Source organism: Arthrobacter sp. 9E16 (assembly GCF_002929435.1).
Taxonomy (GTDB): domain Bacteria; phylum Actinomycetota; class Actinomycetes; order Actinomycetales; family Micrococcaceae; genus Arthrobacter_B; species Arthrobacter_B sunyaminii.
Genome location: NZ_PJIU01000002.1, coordinates 135,182 through 155,098, shown reverse-complemented (window position 1 = coordinate 155,098; position 19,917 = coordinate 135,182). Strand labels below are relative to the sequence as shown.

The 19,917-nt window shown below is 64.4% G+C and carries 20 protein-coding genes and 3 tRNA genes; 12 read left to right on the top strand and 11 right to left on the bottom strand.

Features of this window, described 5'->3' with window-relative positions:
- Positions 1-43: 43 nt before the first annotated feature.
- Positions 44-117 (bottom strand) — tRNA-Pro (locus CXR00_RS07435).
- Positions 118-257: 140 nt separating this feature from the next.
- Between CXR00_RS07435 and CXR00_RS07430 the strand changes: the two genes are divergently transcribed.
- A tRNA-Gly gene (locus CXR00_RS07430) sits at positions 258-328 on the top strand.
- A gap of 197 nt (positions 329-525) precedes the next feature.
- Entirely contained in the window at positions 526-2,304 is a 1,779-nt protein-coding gene (locus CXR00_RS07425) for an NTF2-like N-terminal transpeptidase domain-containing protein (RefSeq protein WP_104053902.1), read from the top strand.
- A gap of 149 nt (positions 2,305-2,453) precedes the next feature.
- Here the strand turns inward: CXR00_RS07425 and CXR00_RS07420 are convergent, their stop codons facing one another.
- The gene (locus CXR00_RS07420) at positions 2,454-3,341 is read right to left on the bottom strand and encodes an Fpg/Nei family DNA glycosylase (RefSeq protein ID WP_104053901.1); all 888 of its coding nucleotides are present in this window, start codon (positions 3,339-3,341) and stop codon (positions 2,454-2,456) included.
- On the bottom strand, positions 3,341-3,817 hold the full coding sequence (locus tag CXR00_RS07415; RefSeq protein ID WP_104053900.1) for a ribose-5-phosphate isomerase: 477 nt from the start codon (positions 3,815-3,817) through the stop codon (positions 3,341-3,343). The genes CXR00_RS07420 and CXR00_RS07415 overlap by 1 nt, the downstream gene beginning before the upstream one ends.
- Before the next feature lie 276 nt (positions 3,818-4,093).
- Here CXR00_RS07415 and pepN point away from each other — a divergent pair, with 276 nt between their 5' ends.
- Together pepN and CXR00_RS07405 are read left to right on the top strand one after the other, a co-directional pair.
- Positions 4,094-6,646 (top strand): aminopeptidase N, encoded by a 2,553-nt coding sequence (gene pepN, locus CXR00_RS07410; protein ID WP_104053899.1) that lies wholly within the window; start codon positions 4,094-4,096, stop codon positions 6,644-6,646.
- A 111-nt stretch (positions 6,647-6,757) separates the two neighbouring features.
- Positions 6,758-7,234, top strand: coding sequence for an OsmC family protein (locus CXR00_RS07405; RefSeq protein WP_104053898.1), 477 nt, complete (start codon positions 6,758-6,760; stop codon positions 7,232-7,234).
- Between the two features lie 61 nt (positions 7,235-7,295).
- Here the strand turns inward: CXR00_RS07405 and CXR00_RS07400 are convergent, their stop codons facing one another.
- Positions 7,296-8,312, bottom strand: a complete 1,017-nt coding sequence (locus tag CXR00_RS07400) for an NAD-dependent epimerase/dehydratase family protein (RefSeq protein ID WP_104053897.1) — start codon at positions 8,310-8,312, stop codon at positions 7,296-7,298.
- A gap of 96 nt (positions 8,313-8,408) precedes the next feature.
- Here CXR00_RS07400 and CXR00_RS07395 point away from each other — a divergent pair, with 96 nt between their 5' ends.
- Both CXR00_RS07395 and CXR00_RS07390 read left to right on the top strand, forming a co-directional pair.
- Positions 8,409-9,161 (top strand): mechanosensitive ion channel family protein, encoded by a 753-nt coding sequence (locus CXR00_RS07395; protein WP_258060315.1) that lies wholly within the window; start codon positions 8,409-8,411, stop codon positions 9,159-9,161.
- Between the two features lie 26 nt (positions 9,162-9,187).
- The gene (locus CXR00_RS07390; protein WP_104054782.1) at positions 9,188-9,601 is read left to right on the top strand and encodes a globin; all 414 of its coding nucleotides are present in this window, start codon (positions 9,188-9,190) and stop codon (positions 9,599-9,601) included.
- Positions 9,602-9,622: 21 nt separating this feature from the next.
- Here CXR00_RS07390 and CXR00_RS07385 read toward each other — a convergent pair whose 3' ends face one another.
- Both CXR00_RS07385 and CXR00_RS07380 read right to left on the bottom strand, forming a co-directional pair.
- Entirely contained in the window at positions 9,623-10,309 is a 687-nt protein-coding gene (locus tag CXR00_RS07385) for a hypothetical protein (protein WP_104053896.1), read from the bottom strand.
- Positions 10,306-10,821, bottom strand: a complete 516-nt coding sequence (locus tag CXR00_RS07380) for a thioesterase family protein (RefSeq protein ID WP_104053895.1) — start codon at positions 10,819-10,821, stop codon at positions 10,306-10,308. Before CXR00_RS07380 ends, CXR00_RS07385 begins: the two co-directional genes overlap by 4 nt.
- 156 nt (positions 10,822-10,977) lie before the next feature.
- On the opposite strand from CXR00_RS07380, the gene CXR00_RS07375 reads away from it, so the two are divergent.
- The gene (locus CXR00_RS07375; protein WP_104053894.1) at positions 10,978-11,862 is read left to right on the top strand and encodes an acyl-CoA thioesterase II; all 885 of its coding nucleotides are present in this window, start codon (positions 10,978-10,980) and stop codon (positions 11,860-11,862) included.
- A 135-nt stretch (positions 11,863-11,997) separates the two neighbouring features.
- Here CXR00_RS07375 and ettA read toward each other — a convergent pair whose 3' ends face one another.
- From ettA to CXR00_RS07355, 4 genes are all read right to left on the bottom strand, one after another.
- Entirely contained in the window at positions 11,998-13,680 is a 1,683-nt protein-coding gene (ettA, locus tag CXR00_RS07370) for an energy-dependent translational throttle protein EttA (RefSeq protein WP_104053893.1), read from the bottom strand.
- 125 nt (positions 13,681-13,805) lie between these two features.
- The gene (locus CXR00_RS18505; RefSeq protein WP_258060314.1) at positions 13,806-14,297 is read right to left on the bottom strand and encodes a hypothetical protein; all 492 of its coding nucleotides are present in this window, start codon (positions 14,295-14,297) and stop codon (positions 13,806-13,808) included.
- A 50-nt stretch (positions 14,298-14,347) separates the two neighbouring features.
- On the bottom strand, positions 14,348-14,941 hold the full coding sequence (locus CXR00_RS07360) for a single-stranded DNA-binding protein (protein ID WP_104053892.1): 594 nt from the start codon (positions 14,939-14,941) through the stop codon (positions 14,348-14,350).
- Between the two features lie 361 nt (positions 14,942-15,302).
- Positions 15,303-15,375: transfer RNA gene (locus tag CXR00_RS07355), tRNA-Arg, on the bottom strand.
- 191 nt (positions 15,376-15,566) lie between these two features.
- Between CXR00_RS07355 and CXR00_RS07350 the strand changes: the two genes are divergently transcribed.
- The 5 genes from CXR00_RS07350 to CXR00_RS07330 all read left to right on the top strand — a co-directional run bounded on the left by CXR00_RS07350 (position 15,567) and on the right by CXR00_RS07330 (position 19,402).
- Positions 15,567-16,388 (top strand): DUF4397 domain-containing protein, encoded by an 822-nt coding sequence (locus CXR00_RS07350; protein ID WP_104053891.1) that lies wholly within the window; start codon positions 15,567-15,569, stop codon positions 16,386-16,388.
- A gap of 159 nt (positions 16,389-16,547) precedes the next feature.
- Positions 16,548-17,228 (top strand): class F sortase, encoded by a 681-nt coding sequence (locus tag CXR00_RS07345; protein ID WP_104053890.1) that lies wholly within the window; start codon positions 16,548-16,550, stop codon positions 17,226-17,228.
- Positions 17,229-17,308: 80 nt separating this feature from the next.
- A complete protein-coding gene (locus CXR00_RS07340; protein ID WP_104053889.1) occupies positions 17,309-17,881 on the top strand; it encodes an RNA polymerase sigma factor in 573 nt (190 codons plus the stop codon).
- Positions 17,862-18,653, top strand: a complete 792-nt coding sequence (locus tag CXR00_RS07335; protein WP_104053888.1) for an anti-sigma factor — start codon at positions 17,862-17,864, stop codon at positions 18,651-18,653. The genes CXR00_RS07340 and CXR00_RS07335 overlap by 20 nt, the downstream gene beginning before the upstream one ends.
- The gene (locus tag CXR00_RS07330) at positions 18,653-19,402 is read left to right on the top strand and encodes a M50 family metallopeptidase (RefSeq protein ID WP_258060313.1); all 750 of its coding nucleotides are present in this window, start codon (positions 18,653-18,655) and stop codon (positions 19,400-19,402) included. The genes CXR00_RS07335 and CXR00_RS07330 overlap by 1 nt, the downstream gene beginning before the upstream one ends.
- Here the strand turns inward: CXR00_RS07330 and CXR00_RS07325 are convergent.
- Positions 19,399-19,815 carry a DUF3224 domain-containing protein gene (locus CXR00_RS07325; RefSeq protein WP_104053887.1) on the bottom strand — a complete coding sequence of 139 codons (417 nt, stop codon included), beginning with the start codon at positions 19,813-19,815 and terminating at the stop codon, positions 19,399-19,401. The genes CXR00_RS07330 and CXR00_RS07325 overlap by 4 nt on opposite strands.
- Positions 19,816-19,917: the final 102 nt, after the last annotated feature.

The window sequence follows — 19,917 nt, the reverse complement described above, 5'->3', positions numbered from 1 at the left end:
TGAGGTTTCTGGGGATTGGGTCTGCACCATGTGTACTACAGAGTCGGGGTGACAGGATTTGAACCTGCGACTTCCTGCTCCCAAAGCAGGCGCTCTTCCAAGCTGAGCTACACCCCGTCAGTGCACCTGACAGCCTACCGGCAGAAACCGCCCTGTGCACAATTGGAGGGAGCCCGGCCTTGCAGCAGGCCTGTTCTTGGACGGGATTACCGAACAGCGGAATTCCCGTGCTAAGGTAAAACCTGCCTTAGGGCGCCGGGGATGTAGCTCAATGGTAGAGCCTCAGTCTTCCAAACTGATTACGCGGGTTCGATTCCCGTCATCCCCTCAGTAATATAACCGGCTGCCGCCGGCTTCGAAAGGGTCCTGCACTATTGTGCGGGGCCCTTTTTTGTTTGCCTTCACGAACCACGGGCAGGCGGGCGTTCATGGACGGCTTGTCCGGAAACGGCCGATAAGGTCCACGCAAGAGCAATTCGGAGCTTTCCCCGTTCCTTTTTCCCTGCGCGCAACTATCCTTCCGGCATGGGGAAGAACCGCCTGACAGCCGCCATCCTTGTTTTCTCGTTCCTGGGCCTTCCGCTGGCCGGATGTTCCGATGCAGAGCGCCCCGGACCGGAAGAAGCCGTCGCCTCGCTGGCGGACGGGATCTCCCGCGTGGACGTCACCGGAAACGAGTTCGCCGGTTCAACCGTCGAGGCCGTGAACGGCATGCTTGAGTACGTGGTCTCCGGCATGAAGATTAAACCTTCCGTCACAGTGTCAAAAATCGACGAAGTCTCAGCCAACGAGGCCGTTGCCACCTTGAACTACGTGTGGGACGTCAACGCGTCAACGGAGGACTACACCTACCAGACCACTGTGACGCTGGAGCGCGGAAGTGACACCGGCTGGCAGACCCGTTTCCGTTCCACCACGGTGCATCCGGACCTTCTTCCGTGGCAAAGGCTGGTGCGCAAGGCATCCCCGCCCACGCGGGCGGACATTCTGGGCGCCGGCGGGTCCGTGCTGGTGCGCCACTGGCCGGTTTGGCGGGTGGTCCTGGACAAGTCAGTGCTGGGCGAAAATGAGTACGCCGCTTCGGTCTATTACCTATCTCTCTTCCTCGGTCTGGATGCGGACGCACTCACGGCAAAAGTCCAGGCCGCCGGGCCCGATGATTTCGTTGAAGTCACTACCGTGCGCCAGGACAAGGTGTCGCCGTCCTTCGATTCCGAGATCGCAACCATTCCCGGCGCCGATGCCCTTCCGGAAAGGCGGGTACTGGGTCCCAGCCCCGGCTTTGCGGCAGACCTGTTGGGGACGGTGGGGCCCGCAACAGATGAAATGGCCGCTGACGGCCTGCTGGCTCCGGGGGACCTCACCGGGCTCTCCGGGCTCCAGCGTGAATACGATTCCCAGCTCAGGGGCTCAGACGCGGTGACTGTTCGTGTCCTGAACGCGGACAACACTCTTTCCCCGCCTCTTTTTGAAGCACCGGCGGAACCCGGCGTGGCCCTGGAAACCACCCTTGACCTGGGGATCCAGTCCCAGGCAGATGCCCTCCTGGCCGACACACCCGGTGGCTCGCTGGTGGCAATCCAGCCCTCCACCGGCAATGTCCTGGCCGTCGCCAATTCATCCGGAGGCAAGGGGACCCAGACTGCCTTGCTGGGCGAATACTCCCTGGGCCGTTCGTTCCTCCCGGTTACCGAGCTGGCCCGGCTCCGTGCCGGCGCACCGGGAGGAACCGAAGAACCTGGCATTCCCGCTGACGCGGACCTGGCGGCAGCGTCTCAGAGCCTGGGGCTGAGCACAGCCGAGGGTCTGGGAACGCCGGCGTTCTACGGCGGAGTGCCGGACGGCGGAGCGGAGCAGACAGTGGCCGCGGACGTTCCGGGAACGGTACTCGCTTCACCCTTCGCCGTGGCAGCCGTGGCGGCCTCTGTGGGCAGGGGCGAAAGGGTTTCTCCCGTGCTGGTCCTTAACCCCGGGGCCCGGCAGGACTCCGGGGACGGAGAGACTGAGCCCCCCTCATCCGCCGGCGCCCCGGCCCTGTTCGCCGACGAGGCGGAACAGCTGCAGTCGATTCTGCGTGCCAATGTGGCCGGCGTACGTGCCTCGGAGGAGTTGGAGGTCCTGGGATACGTCTCCGGCAAACCTGTCATGGCGGCGGCAGGCACCGCGGGGACCGGCGGTGAGAAGCCCGACCACGCCTGGGTGGCGGCCATCCAGGGCGATCTCGCCGTCGCCGTCTTCCTGCCCGGCAGCTCCGCTGACGCAGTGGCGGTGACAGCGGCGTTCCTTGAGGCCCTGGCGGGCTAGCGGCAGGACGGGCCCGGGTAGCGGGCTGATGCCGTAGGGGTCCCACCAAAACTCCCACCGGGAACAACTACCGATCCAACCTCCCCTTCCGTGGGATGAAAACGGTCTCTACGCACAGGATAAAAACGGAGAACGGGAGGAGTTTAGCTTCAGCGTTCCTGACAGCTCAGGCACCAATAGAGCTTTCGGGCACCCATCTCGGTACCGGCAACAGGCGTCCCGCATCGGCGGCACGGCAATCCGGTCCGCTGATAAACGTAGTGGGCGTCAGCCCGGGGCACCGGCAGGGCGTCGCTGTCCCGATCCGCAGGCAGGGTGGTGATAATCCTGCCCTCGGCAACGCCATCGCGCATAACGGACACAATGTCGGCCCACAGGTCCGCTGCTTCGTCCGCCGCCACATCCCGGCCCAGCCGGAAGGGCGAGATCCGCTCCCGGAAGAGAACTTCGGCCCGGTAGACGTTGCCTACCCCGGCAAGGATTTCCTGGTTCATCAGCAGCAGGCCCACCGGAGAACCCCTCCCCCGCAGCCGCGAGGCAAACTCCGCACCGTCAGCGTCGTCCTGGAGCGGGTCGGGTCCCAAGCGGGCGACGACGGCCGCACGCTCGGCTTCGGTGATTACCTCGCAGGCAGTGGGGCCGCGAAGATCGGCCCAGCCGTGCTCCGACACCAGCCGCACGCGGACAGCGCCCTTGGGAGGGGGCGGACCCGCATAGCTGCCGCCGTCGTCGTCGGACGCGATCTCCCGCTCCCCCACTTTCCGCGGGGCCCCAATACTGGAGGCGCCGAGGAAGCTGGAGTCGCCGCCAAAGTCGAACGCGCCGTACAGCCCAAGGTGGACGCGCAGGTACAGGTCATTGTCGAAGCCCAGGAACAACTGCTTGCCGTGCGCCGCAGCGCCCGCCAGAACATGTCCGTCCAGCCGTTGTGCACCAGCCGCGAATCGTCCCTGCGGGCTGGATACTTCCAGCCGGTGGCCGGCAAACACCGAAGTGAACTGCCGGGCCAGCCGGTGGATGGAATGCCCCTCAGGCATCAGGAATCCGCGATGGTACCGGTGGTCTCGTACTCGGCAATCTTCGCGATGCGGCGGTTGTGCCGCTCGGCGTTGCTGTAGGGCTCGGCGAGGAAGGCTTCAATGATTTCAGTGGCTTCCTCAACCGTGTGCTGGCGGCCGCCCACCGCGACCACGTTCGCGTCATTGTGTTCGCGGGCAAGCTTGGCCGTGGACAGGTTCCACGCGAGCGCGGCACGGACGCCGCGGACCTTGTTGGCTGCAATCTGCTCGCCGTTGCCGGAACCGCCCAGCACGATTCCCAGTGCATCAATACCGCTCTGCTGGTCAACCACCACGGCCTCGGCTGCGGCAATGCAGAACGCGGGGTAATCATCTTCGGCGTCGTAAACCTGCGGGCCGTGGTCTACCATCTCGTAGCCCTTGCCGCGTAGGTGGGCCAGAAGGTGGGCACTGAGTTCCATGCCCGCGTGGTCGGTTGCAATATGGACGCGCATGTTCCATCCGTTTTCTGTGAGGGGAAATCCTGCCCTTCCAGCCTAGCCCGTGATCGCCGGGCACAAATAATGCTCGGCGGTCTGCGTCATGGTGTGCCCGCACCTGAAAAACTGCACTCTTTCGCCGGAAATCCGCGGTTCCTTTCCACCCCGGGCGTTAACCAGTGAGACAATGTTGCAATTGTTATAAGCCGTCAGGCCGAGTTCCGTCAGGCTGAGTTATGGCGACGGCGGACTCCACTTCGCACATATTGGAAAGGCAACACCTTGCCAGGTATGAATCTCACGCGCTCAGAAGCCCGTGAACGAGCAGAACTGATCAGCGTCGATTCCTATGACGTGAACCTGGACCTCACCCGCGGGGACGAGGTCTTCGGCAGCACCACCGTGGTTCGGTTCTCCGCGCGGCAGGGCGCCTCCACGTTTATCGATGCGGTGACCGCCGCCGTCAGCCGTGTCACCCTGAACGGCGTTGATCTGGACCCCGCCGAGGTGTCCGACGGCGTCCGCATCCAGCTGCCGAACCTTGCCGCCACCAATGAACTCGTGGTGGAAGCCGACGCCTTTTACATGAACACGGGCGAAGGACTGCACCGCTTCGTGGACCCGGTGGACAACGAGGTGTACCTCTACTCCCAGTTTGAGGTCCCGGATTCCCGCCGGATGTTCACCGTCTTTGAACAGCCTGACCTGAAGGCCACGTTCCGCTTCACCGTCACGGCGCCCTCGCACTGGGATGTCATCTCCAACTCCCCCACCCCGGAACCGGTGCCCGCGGGTTCGCTGGAAGAAGGCGGCAAGAACGCCACGTGGTCCTTTGAACCGACCCCCCGCATTTCCTCGTACATCACTGCGCTGATCGCCGGACCGTACCAGTCAGTGCGCAGTGAACTCACGAGCTCCGACGGCCGGGTCATTCCGCTGGGTGTGTTTGCCCGCAAGTCCCTCATGCAGCACCTCGACGCGGAGAATGTTTTCAAGCTGACCCGGCAGGGCTTCGAGTTCTACGAAGCGCAGTTCGGCACGCCGTACCCGTTTGAGAAGTATGACCAGCTGTTCGTCCCGGAATTCAACGCCGGAGCCATGGAGAACGCCGGAGCCGTTACCTTCCTGGAAAGCTATGTCTTCCGCTCCCGGGTGCCCGATGCCACGGTGGAGCGCCGTGCCATCACCATCCTGCACGAACTGGCGCACATGTGGTTCGGCGACCTGGTCACCATGCGCTGGTGGAACGACCTGTGGCTGAACGAGTCCTTTGCTGAATTCATGTCCACCCTCGCTGCCGCCGACGCCACTGAGTTCAAGCAGTCCTGGACCACGTTTGCGTCCATGGAGAAGGCCTGGGCCTACCGCCAGGACCAGCTGCCCACCACCCACCCGATCGTTGCCGAGATCCGCGACCTCGAAGACGTGCAGGTGAACTTCGACGGCATCACCTATGCGAAGGGCGCCTCCGTGCTCAAGCAGCTGGTCGCCTGGGTTGGCCAGGACCAGTTCATGGCCGGTGTCCGCCAGTACTTCGGCAAGCACGCGTGGGGCAACACCGAGCTCAAGGACCTGCTCTCGGAGCTGGAAGCTGCCAGCGGCCGCGACCTGAAGGGCTGGTCCGAGCTGTGGCTCGAGACCGCGGGCGTCAACACCCTGCGTCCCGAGCTGGAAGTGGACGACGACGGCGTGATCACCTCGTTCGCGGTTCTCCAGAGCGCCGTGGCCGAGTACCCGACGCTGCGCCCGCACCGGCTCGCCATTGGTTTCTACGACAGCGGCGAGGACGGAAAGCTGCACCGCACCCACCGGGTGGAGCTGGATGTCGACGGCGAACGCACCGACGTTGCCGAACTCGTGGGACGGCAGCGTCCGGACCTTCTGCTGCTGAACGACGATGACCTGGCCTACGCGAAGATCCGCCTGGATCCGAAGTCCGAGCACACCGCCGTCCGGCGCCTGCGGGACATTGCGGAGTCGCTGCCCCGCACTTTGGTGTGGGCCTCAGCCTGGGACGCTGCGCGCGACGGCGAGATCCCGGCCCGCAACTACGTGGAACTGGTGCTGCAGAACATCGGCTCCGAGTCCGACTCTTCGGTGGTCCAGGTGCTGCTGCGCCAGCTCGCCACCACCCTGGCCTTCTACGTGGCGCCGGCAGACCAGGAGGCCATGACGGCCGCCGCGGCGGACAGCCTGTGGGAGCTGGCGGCCGCGGCAGCACCCGGTTCGGATTCCCAGCTGCAGTTCGTGAAGTCCTTTGCCGGACACGCGGTGACGGATGAGCACCTGGACACGCTGGCCGGACTGCTTTCCGGGGACCGGACGCTGGAGGGCCTGCAGATTGATGCCGACCTGCGCTGGGAACTGCTCACCGGCCTGGTGGCCGGCGGCCGCCTGGGCGAAGCGGACATCGCAGCGGAGGCCGAGAAGGACGCCACCGCCACCGGCCAGCTCGCTGCCGCCATGGCCCGTGCCGCAATCCCCACCGCTGAAGCAAAGGCTGCAGCATGGGAAGCCATTGTGGAGCGCACCGATATGCCCAACGCCGCCCAGCGTTCGGCGATTGTCGGCTTCAGCCGCGTGCACGACTCAGCGCTGCTGGAACCCTACGCGGAGAAGTACTTCTCGTCGGTTCGTGAGGTCTGGAATACCCGGACCCATGAAATTGCCCAGCAGATCGTCACGGGACTGTACCCGTCCCGGCTGACGACTCAGGCCACTGTTGACGCAACGGACGCGTTCCTGGAGTCTCTGGGCGACGAGGCTCCCTCGCTGCGCCGGCTCATCCTGGAAAGCCGTGACGGCGTGGTCCGTGCCCTGAAGGCCCAGGCTGCGGACAGGTAATACCCGACCGGCCAGCTAACACAACGGCGGTGTCCCGGCGAAACCCGGGACACCGCCGTCGTCGTGTCGTCAATTTCAACGAGCCACACCAGAAACGGGATGCCAGGAACCATGAACCTTTCCGAACACCGGTACACCGTCTCCCTTGAGTGGACGGGAAACCGGGGCAGCGGCACCTCCACTTACCGCGGCTACGGCCGCGACCACATCATCCGCGCCTCCGGTCTGCCGGATCTGGCCGGCACCGCAGACCCCACCTTCCACGGCGACCGGGACCGGTGGAACCCTGAACAGCTGCTGCTCACGGCGCTCTCTCAGTGCCACATGCTTTCCTACCTGCACGTTGCGGTGAAGCACGGCATCACCGTGGTGGCCTATACCGACGACGCCGAGGGCACCCTGCGCCTGAACCGCGACGGAAGCGGTGAGTTCACCGGTGCCGTGCTCCGTCCCCGGGTCACCGTTGCCGTGGGCGACTCGGCTCATGCCGCCCAAGAGCTGCACGCGGAGGCCAACCGGCTATGTTTCATCGCCCGGAGCGTGAATTTCCCGGTGCTGCACGAGCCCGAGACCGCCGTCACCACCTGAACCGCACTGCCTGATACTGCACCGCCTGCTACTGCTGGCCTGACTGCTACTGCCGGCCTTGCTACAGGCCGGTGGAGCCCAATTCATCCAAAGCGGCCAGCAGGGACGTTTCGCGGGCAGCAGACAGCCCGGATTTACGCTCCCGGTGCAGTCCCCTGGCTTCCTCATCGGTGAGGACATCGCGGACGGTGTGTTCAACGGGCCTCAACTCAAGCCCGGCGGCCACGGCAGCAGCATTCGAGCGGGTGGAGAAGCCTTCGTAGCCTTCCGGCATCCACAACGGCAGGGACTCGTTTCCGGCCCAATAGGCCACTCCCTGCTCATGCAGCCACTGCGGATCCGCTGTGCGGAAGCTTCCGTGGTAGCCCGCCGCAGCCGTGGACAGCGTCAGAAGTTCTCCGAAGGGAACGGAGGGCCCCATCGTGTTGTACGTGCCGGTCCGGTTGTCCTCAGCTCCCGTCACCAGCCACAGCGCCAGGTCGCGGACGTCAATGGTTTGTGTCATGGTCTCGGCCATGTCGGGGATCAGGACCGGGCTGCGTTCCTGGGCCACCCGTGCGGGCCAGTAGCCAAACCGGTCGCTTTCATCCTCGGGACCGGCGATCAGACCGGGTCTTGTCACCAGCACGTTCCCCGGACCCAAGTCCCACACCAGTTCTTCGCAGGCAACCTTGCCGGCACCGTATTCATTGTCGGCGGGGTCCGGAAACACTCCGTCGACGGGTTTCAACGCTGGAACAAGTGCGGCATTCTCGTCTTCTCCCGGGGTGTCGTTGGAGGCGTACACCGAGGCGGTGGACACCAGCGACCAGTGGCTGCTGCGTCCTGACAGTGCGGCCAGGGCTTCCTGAACCTGCTGCGGCTTGCGGGCGACGTCGATCACTGCGTCCCAAACGCCGTCGAGCACCTCATAGGCGGACGCGCCTGCGTCCCGATCCGCTCGAACAAAGTCCGCACCGGTGACGGGCGGCCCGGATTCTCCCCGGGCCAGACAGGTCACATCATGACCGCGGGCAACGGCCTGCCGGGCAACTTCGCGGGACAGGAATCGGGTTCCACCAAGAATAAGGATGCGCATGTTGGGAGCCTATCCCGGTAGCCTTGTTTGTGCCCGCAGCTTGGTTGCCAACACGGCAGAGAAGCTCCATCACACGAAAGGGACGGTACCCGTCCGTTGCTGACCGCCGCCGAAATCGACACCCCATCCGTCCCCATTGAGGACTTTGACTGGTCCGGGCTGATCCAGGCCGGGTTCATTATCCTGACCGGGCTGCTGCTTTGGACGGCAGCACGGTTCCTGATCAACCGCGTCGTCCAGCGCGCACAGAAGGGGTATGCGCTCTTCAGCTCATCGAAGCTGAAATGGGCCCAGCCCGTCATGCGCACCCTGGACAGGAAACGCCGCGCCCAGCGTGCAGACACCATCGGCGCACTGCTGCGCAGCGCCGTGAGCCTGTTCATTTGGACCACCGTGATCATCATGGTGCTCAAGGCCGTCGGCATCGACGTTGCCCCCTTGATTGCCAGCGTCGGAATTGTCGGCATCACCCTCGGTTTTGGTGCCCGCGAGCTGATCCGCGATGCCCTGGCCGGATTCTTCATTACCATCGAGGACCAGTACGGCATCGGCGATGTGATTGAAGTGGGCGACACCACCGGTACCGTGCAGTCAGTGGGCATCCGCATCACCCGCATGGTCGATGACCGCGGCGTGATCTGGTATATCCGCAACGGCGAGCTGGCCAAGGTGGGCAACCGCTCGCAGGGGAATTACCGTGAGCCCCAGGAGGTTCCCGAAGAGGGCCCCGCAGGCAACGTTGCTTCCGGAAACATTGCCGCGGGCAACGATGCCGCGGCTCCCGCCGAAGCTGCGCCTGCCGCGGCGCCGGCCGCACCTGCCGATTCGACCAAGGGGAAAAACCTGTGAGCACACCGTCAGAGAACCGTCCTTCCATGCCGCTGTCCGTACAGCCTGCCTTTACGCAGCCTGGCTACACGGAGAACTTCTACGAGGCAGTGGGCGGACATCCAACCTTCGTCAAACTGGTTGACGTCTTCTATGACGGTGTTGCCGAGGACCCGCTGATGCGGCCGATGTACCCCGAAGAAGACCTGACCGCAGCCAAAGAGCGTCTGCGGGGATTCCTGGAGCAGTATTGGGGCGGGCCGAAGACCTACTCGGAGCAGCGCGGACATCCCCGGCTGCGGATGAGGCACATGCCCTTTACCGTCACTCCCCAGGCCCGCGACGCGTGGCTAAAGCACATGCGCGACGCCGTCGACGCCTTGGACCTCTCCCCGCTGCACGAAGCAACACTGTGGGATTACCTGGAGCGCGCCGCACACTCGATGGTCAATTCCGCTTAGGGCAGGCGCGTTCAGCCGTACTCAGGACAGGACCGCTGCCGATCGGATCAGCACGTGGCCCCGGGGCATGCTCAGCCGGATCCAGCGGCCGCAGCGGAACACCGCTGCGGCCCCGTCCGATCCGGCCGGTAAGAAGCCCAGCGTCAGCGCAGCAAACGCCGCACCGGCCGGGACGGGCGCGGAAACGTCCGGCAACTGCTGTCCCCAGACCGCACCGCGTGCAGTCTGGACCACCGGCGCTCCCGAGCTGGCGGGAACCAGTGCAGCAACTTCCCTGATGCCGCGGTGCGCGGCCTGTTCCAACGCTTTGAACGGAATATCCTCGCTGCGCTCCCATCCGCTGCGCGGCGCCCCGACACCGGTCCAGCTTTCCGTAACCGTCATGGGCGGCACCGGCAGTACCGTCTCGGTCTCCCCCATTCGGGCCAGCCGGTCCGCGACTGAGGCCAGGGATACGGCAGTATCAAGCCGTGCCTCGGCAGCGAGCGGCATCGTCCGCATCCCAAGGACGGTGGGGGTGTCCTCTCCCAGTGCACGCGGCCGGAGAACGCAAACGTAGGCAGCCAGCACGGATCCCACTGCTTGAAGCCGCACGGCGCCGTCCTCTGCTGCCCTGGCGCGCACGACGAATGTCCTCAGATCGGCTGTGACCTGGGGGTCTGCGAGGACCAGTTCAGTGGCCGCCGGCAGTGACGAGGGCCCGGTCATCGGTTTGCTCCGGCGGACGCGGACATCCCGTTGCCGGCGTTGGCCGGCCTGCTCCTCCGGAAGGGCACGGGGTCCCCGCGCCAGCTCTCCAACACCCGGATCTGCAGATCGGACAGGGCTGTGGGACGGGCGGTTTCCGCGTCAGCCATCACCAGTGTGCATTCAGCGAGGGCGTAGACCGTGCCGTCGTCGTCGGCGATGCGGAAGCCGTACGTGAGGCTGGAACCGCCGACTCCGGTCACCCAGACCTCAACCCATACGGGCTCCTGCCGGTACACCATGGGGGCTCGGTATTCGATTTCCTGATGTGCCACCAGCGTCATCCCGGTTCGGGAGGTTGCTGATCGGAAGGTCGCAGCGGGTTCGGCCGGGCTAAGTTCCTCTCCAAGCGGCAGGAGACTCAGGCGTACCCGTGCCTCTTCCAGGAACTGGACAAAACGCACGTTGTTCACGTGTCCGTTGGAATCCTCGTCGCCGAAGCGCAGCTGGATGGGAAAGCGATTCATAGGCATGACCCCATCCTCTCAAACGAGGCGGACACCTGCGCATTCCTGCTCCGGCTTGGGTGTGGCCGGACGGTGCGTCTAATCTCGAAGGGGGCCTCCGCGATTTTTCCGGAGCTCTCACCCATGCATATTTTTATTTTTGTCCAAGGAGACCAACCACCCATGGCCGACACCGTCGATCCCACCGCTTCCCTGCTGAGCCTGCTTAACCTCAGCCCTGCCGACGGCGCGCAAACAGATGAAGACATCTTTGTGGGCCGATCACAGCAGGAACCGCGGAAACGGGTGTTTGGCGGGCAGGTGCTCGGACAGTCGCTCGTGGCGGCCGCACTGACCGTGGAGCCCGGACGCCTGATGCATTCGATGCACGGCTACTTCCTGCGGCCCGGAGACACGGATATCCCCATTACCTTCGGTGTGCAGCGGCTGCGTGACGGCCGGTCCTTCTCGGCCCGGCGGACGCATGCGTACCAGAACGGCGCCCCCATCCTGTCCATGATCTCCTCATTCCAGGAGCCGGGCGAGGGGCTTGACCACCAGGTAGAGATGCCGGACGGAGTTCCGGAGCCGGAGTCGCTGCCGACCACCGCCGAACTGCTTCAGGGCATTGACCATCCCGTAGCCAAGGCTTGGTCCCACGAGCGGCCGATGGACATCCGGCACGTGGAAAAGCCCGTGTACTTCGAAGCCGGACCGGAGAAGGTGGCCCGCAATGCCGTGTGGATGAAGACCTTCGGTCCGATGCCCGATGATCAGAACCTGCACCGTGCGGCCCTGGCCTACGCCAGCGACTACACGCTGCTGGAGTCGGTTCTGCGCCGGCACGGCCTGGCCTGGTCCGCCCGAGGCATGTCCGTGGCCAGCCTGGACCACGCCATGTGGTGGCACCGCCCGCTGCGGGTTGACGACTGGCTGCTCTATGTCCAGGAATCGCCGAGTGCCTCCGGAGCCCGCGGACTGGCAAGCGGCAGGATTTTCAACCGGGCCGGTGAGCTCGTAGCCACTGTCGCGCAGGAAGGCATGATCCGCATTCCGGAACAGCCGTAACGCTGACGTAGGCCGCGTTCTGGCCGCGTTAACGCGCTTTGGAAGGAACCCGGTTAAAAAGGAACCCGCCCCGTTTGTACGGGGCGGGTTCCTTTGGTTCCGGCGGCTGCCGCCGGTGCCTGTCTGGCCGCTGTACTAGTCGCGGGTCAGACGGCGGTGGGTCACGCGGTGCGGCTTGGCTGCATCGGGGCCCAGACGCTCGATCTTGTTCTGCTCGTAGGCTTCGAAGTTACCCTCGAACCAGTACCAGTTCGCCGGGTTCTCCTCGGTGCCTTCATAGGCCAGGATGTGGGTGGACACGCGGTCCAGGAACCACCGGTCGTGCGAGACAACCACTGCACAGCCGGGGAATTCCAGCAGTGCGTTTTCGAGGCTGGAGAGGGTTTCCACGTCCAGGTCGTTAGTGGGCTCATCAAGCAGGAGAAGGTTTCCTCCCTGCTTCAGGGTCATGGCCAGGTTCAGGCGGTTCCGCTCACCACCGGAGAGCACACCGGCCTTCTTCTGCTGATCCGGGCCCTTGAAGCCGAACGCGGAGACGTAGGCACGGGAAGGCATTTCCACCTGGCCGACCTGGATCCAGTCATGGCCGTCGGAGACTACCTCCCACAGGCTCTTCTCGGGGTCGATGCCGCCGCGGGACTGGTCCACATAGGAAATCTTGACGGAATCACCGATCTTGAGCTCACCGCCGTCGAGCTCTTCAAGGCCAACGATGGTCTTGAACAGCGTGGACTTACCAACACCGTTGGGGCCGATCACGCCGACGATGCCGTTGCGCGGCAGCGAGAAGGACAGGCCGTCGATGAGCTTGCGGTCGCCGTAACCCTTTTCCAGGTTCTTGGCTTCCAGCACCAGCGAGCCCAGGCGCGGGCCCGGCGGAATCTGGATTTCTTCGAAGTCCAGTTTGCGGGTGCGGTCCGCTTCGGCAGCCATTTCCTCGTACCGGGCCAGACGGGCCTTGGACTTGGTCTGGCGTCCCTTGGCATTGGAACGGACCCAGTCCAGTTCCTCGGTGAGGCGCTTGGCCAGTTTCTGGTCCTTCTTGCCCTGGACTTCGAGGCGGGCGCGCTTCTTCTCCAGGTAGGTGGAGTAGTTGCCCTCGTACGGGTAGAGGTGTCCGCGGTCCACTTCGGCGATCCACTGGGCCACGTGGTCCAGGAAGTACCGGTCGTGGGTCACGGCCAGGACGGCGCCGTGGTAGGCGGAGAGATGCTGCTCAAGCCACAGCACGCTCTCAGCGTCAAGGTGGTTAGTGGGCTCATCGAGAAGCAGCAGGTCCGGCTTCTGCAGCAGCAGCTTGCACAGTGCAACACGGCGGCGCTCACCACCGGAGAGCAGGGTGACATCGGCATCGGCCGGCGGGCACCGCAGCGCGTCCATGGCCTGTTCGAGCTGGGAGTCAATGTCCCAGGCGTCGGCAGCGTCAATGGCTTCCTGCAGCTTGCCCATTTCTTCAAGCAGACTGTCGAAGTCTGCGTCGGGCTCGGCCATTGCCTCGGAGATCTCGTTGAAGCGCTGGATCTTGGCATAAATCTCGCCAACGCCCTCCTGGACGTTGCCGAGTACGGTCTTTTCCTCATTCAGGGGTGGTTCCTGGAGCAGGATGCCCACGGTGTAGCCGGCGCTGAGCCGTGCTTCACCGTTGGAGGGGGTGTCCAGTCCGGCCATGATTTTGAGGATGGTGGACTTACCCGCACCGTTGGGACCCACCACGCCGATCTTGGCACCGGGGTAGAAGGACATGCTTACGTCGTCGAGGATAACTTTGTCGCCAACGGCCTTGCGGGCCTTGGTCATCGTGTAGATAAATTCCGCCATAGGTTCAAGGCTAGTGGGTCAGGCCGGAATAGTGCCATTTGGCCTTTGACGCATAACTATGGACAGCCGGTCGGCCAACAGGCTCATTTCCCGCAGGCAGCCCGGCGGCCCCTCCCGGACGAGGCTTAGCGCTGGTCGCCCACGAAACAGTACCCGCTGTCCAGCACGGGCAGAACACTGACCGAGACTTCGCCTTGCCGCACCTCTCCGAAGAGACAGGAGCCATCCTCTGCCGCCGCTCCGCGAATGGAATCGACGGCCAGACCGGTAGGCGTAATGTCCAGCGACACTTCCACTGATTCACCGGGGAACCCGGCCTCCGTGAATGCCTTTCGGATCATGGCACGGTCCGGAGTGGGAGATTCGGCGGCGAGCGCTTCAAGTGCCTTCGTCAGGCTTTCCGGGGTCCGCTCTGCTGCCATTGGAAGCAGGGTTTTCGCGTCAGGCTGGACGGCTGCCCCCTGAATGGGAGTCACCGCCTGGGCAGCGGTGCTGTTTTGCAGGGATCCCGCAGGCGATGCCGGCACGGCCGCCGGAGCAAGCAGGCCTGCGGAGCCAATCAAAAGCAGAGAAAGAGTAACCCCGGAGAGCCTGCTGCTGCGGTGAACGCGAATCATTCGCCTATTGTGCCACGCCCCTGCACCCCACGCGCCGCTGCAGCTCCCGTTCAGCGCTTCGTTTTGGACAACGCTGCCTCCGACAATCCGCTCTCCGGCAACGCGTTGGGATCCTGTGGATTGTTCTCTGATCCGTCCCCTTCAATCCCGTCGGACGCGGTTCCGACCAGTTCACCCGTGTCCAGGTCCAGATCTGCGGGAAGGTCATCGGTACCGCCGTCCTCGCCGTCCTCGCCGGCAGAACCTTCACTTCCCTCAGCCCCGGCCCCGCCCACGGCCCGGTCCTGAACATTTCGGCGGTAATTGGCCGTACCCCACATGAGGTCATGTCCGACGCTCTCGGCGTCAATGTCTACGGAGGTTCCGCTCCTACCATCCTCAGAGACCCATTGCCGGACCTTCAGCCGGCCGGTGACGATGACCCGATCCCCTTTGTGAACGCTGAATGCAGCATTGGTGGCCAACTGGCGGAAGAGGGAAACGGAGAACCAGTTCGTTTGGCCGTCAGCCCAACTTCCGGTGTCCCTGTCATAGCGCCGTTCCGTGGTGCACATGCGGAACCCCGCAATCGCGAGTCCGCTGTCCGCAGTGGTGCTTCGAACGTCCGTGGCAACGTATCCCCGGAGTGTGATGGTGTCGCTCATGCTGTTCCCTGCCTGTCTGTGGATGGTCCGAATCCTTCGCTCGGACAACCAGATCACCTGGGGTCGCTGCGAAGTCATGGCCGGCCGCTTCGGGCCCGCTCAGGCAAGTCTTCTTCGCACGATGCAACAACGGGCGGCAATCGCCCCTTTTGTGGATGGTCCCCGCCAACGGGGGCTATGTGGAGGGAAACACACCGGGACACAACCAGGCCGGCCAAACCGCTTAAAGCACTGGTGCCGAAACGCTCACGGGATCTCCCGGAATGTACCGGAGACCCGTGAGCCGTTTCGGCACCACGAAAACACATCACAGACTCAACTACTGACAGACAGCTGCAGAAGTTCTCAGCTGCAGAAACTGTGCCCCCGGCAGGATTCGAACCTGCGACCAAGAGATTAGAAGGCTCCTGCTCTATCCCCTGAGCTACGGAGGCGACCTGACGATAATACTACGCAGCGGCAGGGGCTCAGCCACGGGGTGGCCGGCCGGGTCCGGCAAGTCCCGGGATCCTGGAAAAAAACTTTGCAGAAATTTGCATCCAAACTCCCGGCCCCGGAAGTAGAGGAGATGTAAGCAACATAAATTTCTTCGCTGCCGGCGGAGATGCGACCCCCAGGAGAGATCATGCGTAAGACCGTCACCGCCCTTGCAGCAGCCGCAGGTTTGACTGCCGCAGTTGGTTTTATGACCCCGGCCGCAGCAGCAGACACTGCTCAGCTCTCGGTCCTGCACGCGATACCCGACACGACGGTGGATGTGTATGTGAACGGTGCACTGACCCTCGACGACTTCACCCCGGGCACCCTTGCCGGACCGCTTGACCTGCCCGGCGGCAGCTACGACCTGGCCATCACCGCCCCCGACGCCGCCGATGCTTCGGCACCGATTATCGGTCCGGTGACGGTGGAAATGGCTGCGGGCGGTAACTACACCGCCGTGGCCAACCTTGATGCAACCGGTAAGCCGACGGCAAACTTCTACACTAACGACCTCTCCATGGTCGAGCCGGGTAAGGCGGACCTGACCGTGCGCCACGATGCAGCAGCACCTGCCGTGGATGTGCTGGCCAACGGAACGCCGGTGATCACCGGGTTGGAAAACCCAAATGAGAAGTCCCTGACCGTTGACGCCGGAACCATCTCCGCATCCGTGGCTGCAGCAGGAACCACCGATCCCGTTATCGGCCCGGCAGATCTGACGCTGGCCGAAGGCACCCACACCTTCGTGTACGCATGGGGTTCGCTGGAGGACGGCAACCTTGCTCTGGCCACCCAGACAATCCACGGCATGGAATCTGCCCCGAACGCAGTTCCCGGGGCGCTGGCCTCCTCCGATGAGGGCAACGGCGGCGCTCTGGCCGCAGGTGCCGGCGTCGCAATGATGCTCCTGGTGGGCGCAGCAGCAGTGGCACGCCGCAAGCACTCCGCATCAGCAGCCCGCAGCTAGCTGTTCCGTCCATCCCCCCGTGCCGCAAGGCACGCCGGGTGGGCGGCGGCTGAGATCCGCAGCCGGCGGCCGGACCAATCTCCGGCCGCCGGCGTCCGCCTTCACTGGCCTTTCCCCGACTACATATCGTTTACACCTTCTGGATTGGAAGTTCTTCCTATGCCCCGCACCGCCGCCGGCCGCAAATTTTGGGCCAGTGCCGCTCTCCTTGCCGCGCTGGCCGCAGGAACCTCTGCCTGCGGAAGCCCGGCAGAGCAGCCGGCGGAGAATTCCCCGGCGGCTGTCAGCTCTCCTTCAACGTCCGCTGCAGCCCAGCCTGCCAGCCCCGCCCCGCCGGTTCCTGCGCCGTCAAGCATCCCCATCCGTCCGGCAACTCCGGAACCCAGCGTCAGCATCCCGGCGCCGGTGCGGGTCGAGGTCGAGGGAACCGGAATCAGCCTGGAAGTGATTCCCGTGGGCGTAGAGGACAACGGCGCCATGACTCTTCCCGACAACCACTATCAGGCCGGCTGGTATCAGTATGGTCCCGCACCGGGAGCAGATGCGGGTTCCAGCGTGCTCGCAGCGCACGTGGACTCCCGCACCGAGCAGCTGCCGATCGCCGGACTCAAGAACGTTGCCCCCGGCACCATCGTCACTGTTACCCGCGAGGACGGTTCCGTGCAGCGGTACGCCACCGAGAAGGTGGAAAACATCGCCAAGCGAAGCCTGGACGGCCACCGGTTGTTCGACCGCACCGGAGAACCCCGGTTGAAACTAGTCACCTGCGGCGGCAAATGGCTCGAAGCGGAGGACGACTACGAAGATAACGTGGTCTTGACCGCGGCACCGGTATCATAGGGAAAACTGCCGACCCTCGGGGCGGGCCGGACGGCCGCACCGCAGAGGACCGGCTTCCCGAGATCAGGAGTCCGCACCCGATGCCACTTGGTTCCCCGGAGGAGGACGCAGGCCTCGACCAAGCCTTCGCTTCCGGCAATCAGAGCGCGCTCGCTGAAGCCTACCGGCGGTTTGCACCCCTGATCCGTTCGCTGGCCCTGCGGCGCCTCTCCGATTCCGCAGCAGCGGATGATGTGGTGCAGGAAGTTTTCATCAGGGCCTGGAAGTACCGGGACAGCTACTCCCCTCAGCGGTCAAGCCTTGTGGCCTGGCTGGTTGGCATTGCCCGCAACGTTGCGGCCGGCATGGGCACCTCGCGGGCACGCGAAGAGAACCTGCGGGAACTGGCTGCCGCCCAGCACCGGGAGGAGGACGACGACGGAACCGGAAACCCCGACCGTGTTGCCGACAAGGTGGTCATCGAAGCGGAACTGGACCGGCTGGGAGAGCCGCAGGGTTCCATCCTCCGGCTGGCTTTCCATGCGGATCTGACCCACCAGCAGATCGCCGACCGGCTCGAAATGCCGCTGGGAACCGTTAAGAGTCATATACGCCGAAGTCTCGTCCAGTTGAGGCAAAGATTGGAGGTCAGTGATGCAGCACCTGCACGATGACGCGCTCACCCTCCTGGCTCTGGGTGAAGAAGCCACTGACGAGGAGCGTGCCCATCTTGAGGCCTGTCCGCGCTGCAGCGCGGATCTGGGTTCTTTCCGCCGTGTGGTGTCCGCTGCCCGCCTGGCCGGCACAGCAAACGAGGACGACGACGCGTCAACCGCCGGAGTAACGGACGGAACCGGACAGGTCTTCACCCTGCAGGCACCGGACTCCGCGGTGTGGGAGAGCATCCACCGCGAACTGAATCTGGATGAAGAGCTGAGGCCGGACCCGCTGTCAGCTCCCGCCTCATCACAGCCTTCGCCAGTGGCCTCCCTTGACGCAGCCCGCCGTCGGCGCCGGCGCACCGGGCCGTGGCTGGCAGCCGCGGCAGCCGCCGTCGTCGTGGCGGCCGCAGGAACCTGGGGCGCACTGGGAGCGCTTGATTCCAATCCGGAACCCGTTGCAATCGCCTCGGTGGAGCTGTCCCCGCTGGCCTCGTACTCGGACACGGGCCGCGCCGTCGTGGACGAGCTTCCGGACGGCAAGCGGGAACTTGTGGTGACCTCCAGCAGTGATGCAGCCCAGGGCTACCGGGAGGTGTGGCTGCTCGCCCCGGACGCGACGTCGATGGTGAGCCTTGGAACCATGGAAGGCACCGAAGGACGCTTTGTGCTGCCGCAGGATCTTGACCTCAGCAAGTATCCCGTCGTGGACATTTCAGACGAGCCGTATGACGGCGATCCTGCGCACTCCGGTGATTCCATTCTGCGCGGGCAACTGGATCTTTAGTGGACGCAGGAACCGCCGGCTCCATCATCAGCACGTGGTTTTCGAAGGTCGCGGACGGCTTTTCCCGCGGAGATCCGCTGGAGCTCCCGCTGGCTGTCCTGCTGCTCATTGCTGCTGCGGCGGCCCTGCTGACCGTGCCCCGGCCGGTGTGGCGGTGGTTCGGTCTTTTCGTCACGTTTGTCCATGAACTGGGGCATGCCTTCGCCGCACTGATGACCGGACAACTGGTTAAGGGCATCCAGCTCCGGTTCGACCACTCAGGCCAAATGCGCAGCATGGGCCGCAGCCGCTTCGCCGCGGCCTGGACCGGGTTCTGGGGTTATCCCGTACCCGCCGTCGTGGGTGCACTGCTGGTCTGGGCGGCCTTTAACGGCTGGGCCGGATTTGCCCTGTCCGCCGGTGCGCTGGTTCTGCTGGCGGGCCTGCTGTTCATCCGCAATGCCCAGGGTCTGCTCATTGCACTGGGCTGCACCACGGTTTCAGTGCTGCTGGTGTGGTTTGCCTCGCCCAATGCCGTCTCATACGTCACCCTGGGCACGGGCCTCGCCCTGCTGGCCGGTGCGGTGCGCGACTGGTTCAACGTGCTCAGCGTCCACACCCGGCGACGCCGTTCCCTGCAGAGCTCGGACGCCTTCATCCTGTACCAGCGCACCGGCGTCCCGTCCGCGATCTGGCTAGCTGCCTTCGCCGCGGTCATCGCGGTGTCGGTGGTTGCTGCCCTGTGGTGGTTCCGCCCGGCGACCGGCTAAACGTCTTCGGGGAGCGTAATGCGCAGTTCCAGCCGGTGCTGGCCGTCGGGTTCCTGCGTGAAAATGGCTTTTCCGGCGATTCCGGCCAGCCCGTCAGTCCCGGAGCCGGGAACGATATGTCCGGAGCTGGCCGTGGCTGTACCCTCAGCAACGCCCCAGTGCTGGATCACCATGGTGCCTTCACGTCCGGCGATCGTGCCGGCGAAAACCTCGGAACAAACGTAACCGGCCCCCACGGCGTTTCCAGCCATAAGGAGGTCGGCAACACTGGTCCCCACAATGTCCCCCTCGAATATCTTTACCGCGCGGACCGTCGAGAGTTCGCTGTTGGTTCCTTCCACCTGATAGGGCGTGGGCTCCCACTGCGAGACATCAAAATCGGCCGTTATTACCTGTTCTGTTCCGTCGGTCATGCGTCCAGTATCCCGTGTCCGGCAAAGGATTGCATGCCGCGGCGCGGCCGCCGGTACCCTTATCGCTGTGCCTGATCCCGGCACGGCACCTGCATCACCTAA